The following is a 4,142-nucleotide window of genomic DNA, read 5'->3' on the forward strand; positions in this document are numbered from 1 at the left end:
TTTGTTTGTGGATCCTAAAAAAGGTCCGGTTTTGTTGAATTATGGCTTGGACGAAGCACGATTTACGAAACCAGTTTATCCAGGGGCAACACTCGGTGTTCGATTTACAGTTAAAGAAAAAGTAGACCAAGAAAAACGCTCTGAAGATGACATTGCGAAAGGTATTGTGAAGTTTCTGGTGGATGTTTATGATGAAACAGGTGAAACTGTCGCTTTGGCTACAATCTTAACCATGGTGAGAAAACTCGATCAATCCAAATAGATTTTAGTTCATTGAAGGAACTTTTTTCACGTTCAATTTTTATAATTATAAGTGTAAACTGCAGGATATGATAAAAGAAAATGGAAAAAGTTGTGCTGTAATTGGATCAGGTGTTTCAGGTTTGGCTGCATCTATTCGCATGCGAAACAAAGGATATAAAGTAACCGTTTTTGAAGCCAATTCTTTTCCAGGTGGTAAATTGTCGAGCGAAAGCAATCAAGGGTACCGATTTGATATGGGGCCTTCGGTGTTTACCATGCCTCAGTTCGCCGATGAATTGTTTACACTTTCAGGCAAGAACCCAAGAGACTATTTTCACTACGAACGATTAGATCCAGTTTATCGTTATTTTTTTGAAGATGGTTCTACCTTAGAGGGAGTAAACGGAAATGAGCGTTATGCAGAGACAATGGCTGATCATGCTGAGGATACCAAGGAAGTTATCCACAACTACCTAAAGAAAACAGAGGAAATGTACAACCTAACGGATGAAGTGTTTTTGCACAATTCTTTACATGTCCCGAAGAACTTTTTTACCAAAGCTGTTGCGAAAGGAATTTTGAACTTTGGTAAGATTGGTGCTTTTGATACCATGAACGGTGCAAATGAAAAAGCATTTAAAGATCCACGTTTGGTTCAGGTATTTAATCGCTACTCAACCTACAACGGTTCAAGTCCCTTTTTAGCGCCAGCAACTTTGAATGTCATCTCACACGTTGAAATTGAGCGCGGTGCCTATTATCCAGAAGGAGGAATGGTATCAATTACCAAAGCCTTAGAAAAACTTGCCAAAGATATTGGTGTAGAGTTTTTGTATTCCACACCAGTTAGAGAAATTCTGTTGGAAAATAAACGAGCAAAAGGAGTTCGAACAGATCAAGATAGTCATGCATTTGACTTAGTAATTTCCAACATGGATGTGTACAATACCTACCATAAACTTATACCGTCAGCCAAAAAACCGAAGCGAACATTGGATCAACCAAAGTCAAGCTCTGGAATCATTTTTTACTGGGGTATTAAAAGGAAGTTTGAACAGTTGACCTTGCACAACATCCTTTTTGCGGAAGACTACAAAGCTGAATTTGATACCATCTTTGAAAAAAAGGAAATCTATCACGATCCTACGATCTATGTCAATATTACGGCAAAGCATTCGCCTAATGATGCCCCAGAAGGCTGCGAGAATTGGTTTGCGTTCATCAATGTTCCCAACAATCAGGGACAGAATTGGGACGCCTTCATCAATCAAGCACGAGAGGCAGTTATTCGGAAGGTTGACCGTATGCTCGGTACTGATTTGCGTTCGTTAATCGAGTGCGAGATGGTTTTTGATCCTAGAGTAATTGAAAATAGAACATCATCCGCATTTGGGGCAATCTATGGAAATAGTTCAAACAACAAATTTGCTGCGTTCATGCGTCATCCTAATTTTTCAAAGTCAATTAAAGGTCTTTATTTTTGTGGAGGAAGTGTTCACCCTGGGCCGAGTATTCCACTTTGTTTGCTTTCTGCAAAGATTACAACAGATCTAATCAAGCATTGATTTTGTTAAAAAAGTAAGTTAAATTTTATTTCTTCGTATTTTAATGTTAGAAATGACTTGCTGGTTGGCAAGATGTTCATTGTCTCACAATTGGCCCATTTGTGCCTTCAAAATGGAGTTAATGGTGTGATATTTCTTTCTAACCTGCTCATATTTATAATTCATGAAAAGTGTACTTTTTGCTTTACTGATTTTGTTTTGTTCGGGTTTTTCACTTGCAACCGAAAGCATAGAATATTTGGAAAATTCTTCAGAGGAAATAGAGCAACTCGTTGTTAAAGATGATACCATATTCTCAGATGAACGACAAAGCACAGATGTTTTTCGAACAACCGCATTAAAGAAAATAAAAAGGGTGAAGCACAAAAATAGCCTTGCGAGACAAAAAATTCAAAGGCTGTACGAAGTTGAACGAAAAGAACGAGAGGTTGGAAAGTTGCGTATAGAGAATAATGATCGTCGCGCTGTTGCCTATAAATTGCAGAATAACCTTCTTGTAACTGGGTTTTGGATTGTAATTGCGTCAGTGATTATTGCGTTAATCGTTTTTTATCGTTGGAGGTTTGAACATGAAAAACGTTCGCTTCAAGTTCGACGGGCAACCTTTGCTGCCAGGGAACAGGAAAAGTTGCGTTTTTCACGTGAATTGCATGATGATTTTCAATCCACGCTATCAATTATTCATATGATGGCGTCACATGAGCATACCAAATCGCCCGACAACAATCATTTTGAAGAACTAAAGAATTCTGCTAAAAATGCCATGCGTGAAATTCGAAAAATGAGCGAAGTTTTATACCCCTCTGAAATCAATACGGAAGGTTTGTTTGAAAGTCTGAAATCGTTAATAAAGCGAAAAAATGATAGCAATTCATCAGTTTTCTTTCATCTAAGTGCAAAATATTTCGATTGCGATAAAGCACTTCAACTTGTGATTTATCGCAGCGTTGAAGATCTAATCGAGGAAACAGTCAAATTTTCAAGAGCTAAAGAAGTGTATGTTGCGGTTAATTTGATCAAAAAACGAATTGAATTGTGCTACACGGAAAAAGGAAATGATATAATTAGGGAAGAACTCGATTTTCAGATCATTCATGAACGTATTAGCGCGTTGGGCGGGAAGCTTATAGTGGTGAGGGTTCATTCCAATTTGAGTGAAATTAAAGTGATCTATATAGTTTGAGTGCAAGGGGTACGTTACCGAATTTTAAAAGACATGGTAAATTTTAATTTATTCAACTGTTGACTTTTAACAGTATAAGTTTATTTTTGAGAAACTAACCTAAAAAAAACAAAAAATTATGGGAACAGAAGCGATAACTGGCGCAAATGCAAGTTCATTTAAGGTAACCGTTAACACCACTAACATTGTGGTTGACTTAATCTTTAATGAAGACAGACCAAAATATACGTTTTCCAAATATTCGATTACCAGCGATGGGGGGATTCTAATTACATTCACTCCATCTACAACTTCAACAGTTTTGGCAGGAACATTACAGAGTTTTACAGTTAATTTGGCTTCGGGTACTAGAGGTAGTTATACAGAGTTGGTTTTAGGCGATGGAAAACCAAATCCTAGAGTCGCAGTTAGAATAATTATCCCAGTGTAATCATCTTGAAGAAGTTTTTATTCTTACTTATTTGGTTTTGCGTTAATACGGCATTCAGTCAAAATTCATGTGAAAAGCTCCTTTTAGAAATGGAGACTGCATTTGAAAAATCTGAAATGTCTTTGTCATTATTAAAACAATACGAATCAAATTGTTATGTGCAAGAGTGCGAAGAGCTTTGTGCATATGATGCGTTAAAAATCAAATACTATAGAATCATCGGAGAATACGATAAAGCCATTTTTTATTCAAAAAAAGTTTCCAATAAGTTTGGAGAATCCAGGTTTAGAAACCAAATAATTGTAGAGGAGGCTATTGTATATTTCTTAATGTCCGATTATGATAAATCTGTAGATCTTCTGCATCGGGCAGTTTCCTCAAAGGGAATTGATGAAAAAACGGAAGCTAAGGCTTACCTTATGCTGGCTTATGCTCATCGAGAGCTAGGTAATGTAAATTATGCAATAAGGTATTTTTCAAAAACCTATCATGTAGGGCTAAACATAAAGGATTCTTTGCTTATTTCTTCTGCTTTGAATGGACATGGGCTTATTGCTTATGCTAAAGGAGGTCGAGAAAATATGAACAAGGCAATCTATTTGTTTCGTGAGTCTATTAAATATTTGCATGTCTCTGAAAATGAACAATTTGTAAATATATTAAACAATATTGCAGCTGCATAGTTATGTTTAAAGGATTTTACTAAAGCAGAAAAGTATTT

General features: G+C 36.4%; 5 protein-coding genes. All 5 read left to right on the forward strand.

The features are described from left to right. Nucleotides 1–262: MaoC/PaaZ C-terminal domain-containing protein (locus ACIQ32_RS11850; RefSeq protein WP_396195884.1), on the forward strand; the 262-nt coding region annotated here is incomplete at its 5' end. A gap of 67 nt (nt 263–329) precedes the next feature. Further along, nucleotides 330–1,808 carry a 1-hydroxycarotenoid 3,4-desaturase CrtD gene (gene crtD, locus ACIQ32_RS11855; protein ID WP_396195885.1) on the forward strand — a complete coding sequence of 493 codons (1,479 nt, stop codon included), beginning with the start codon at nt 330–332 and terminating at the stop codon, nt 1,806–1,808. Between the two features lie 163 nt (nt 1,809–1,971). Continuing rightward, on the forward strand, nt 1,972–2,991 hold the full coding sequence (locus ACIQ32_RS11860) for a sensor histidine kinase (RefSeq protein ID WP_396195886.1): 1,020 nt from the start codon (nt 1,972–1,974) through the stop codon (nt 2,989–2,991). Nucleotides 2,992–3,109: 118 nt separating this feature from the next. Then, nucleotides 3,110–3,421 carry a hypothetical protein gene (locus tag ACIQ32_RS11865; RefSeq protein ID WP_396195887.1) on the forward strand — a complete coding sequence of 104 codons (312 nt, stop codon included), beginning with the start codon at nt 3,110–3,112 and terminating at the stop codon, nt 3,419–3,421. Between the two features lie 5 nt (nt 3,422–3,426). After that, the gene (locus tag ACIQ32_RS11870) at nt 3,427–4,104 is read left to right on the forward strand and encodes a hypothetical protein (RefSeq protein WP_396195888.1); all 678 of its coding nucleotides are present in this window, start codon (nt 3,427–3,429) and stop codon (nt 4,102–4,104) included. Nucleotides 4,105–4,142 lie beyond the last annotated feature (38 nt).

Origin of the sequence: Flavobacterium sp. (assembly GCF_044373165.1) — a bacterium.
Taxonomy (GTDB): Bacteria; Bacteroidota; Bacteroidia; order Flavobacteriales; family Flavobacteriaceae; genus Flavobacterium.

What these genes read in the sequence shown, in the direction of transcription:
- crtD (WP_396195885.1), top strand. Translation starts at nt 330, where the DNA reads ATGATAAAAGAAAATGGAAAAAGTTGTGCTGTAATTGGATCAGGTGTT.
- ACIQ32_RS11860 (WP_396195886.1), top strand. Translation starts at nt 1,972, where the DNA reads ATGAAAAGTGTACTTTTTGCTTTACTGATTTTGTTTTGTTCGGGTTTT.
- ACIQ32_RS11865 (WP_396195887.1), top strand. Translation starts at nt 3,110, where the DNA reads ATGGGAACAGAAGCGATAACTGGCGCAAATGCAAGTTCATTTAAGGTA.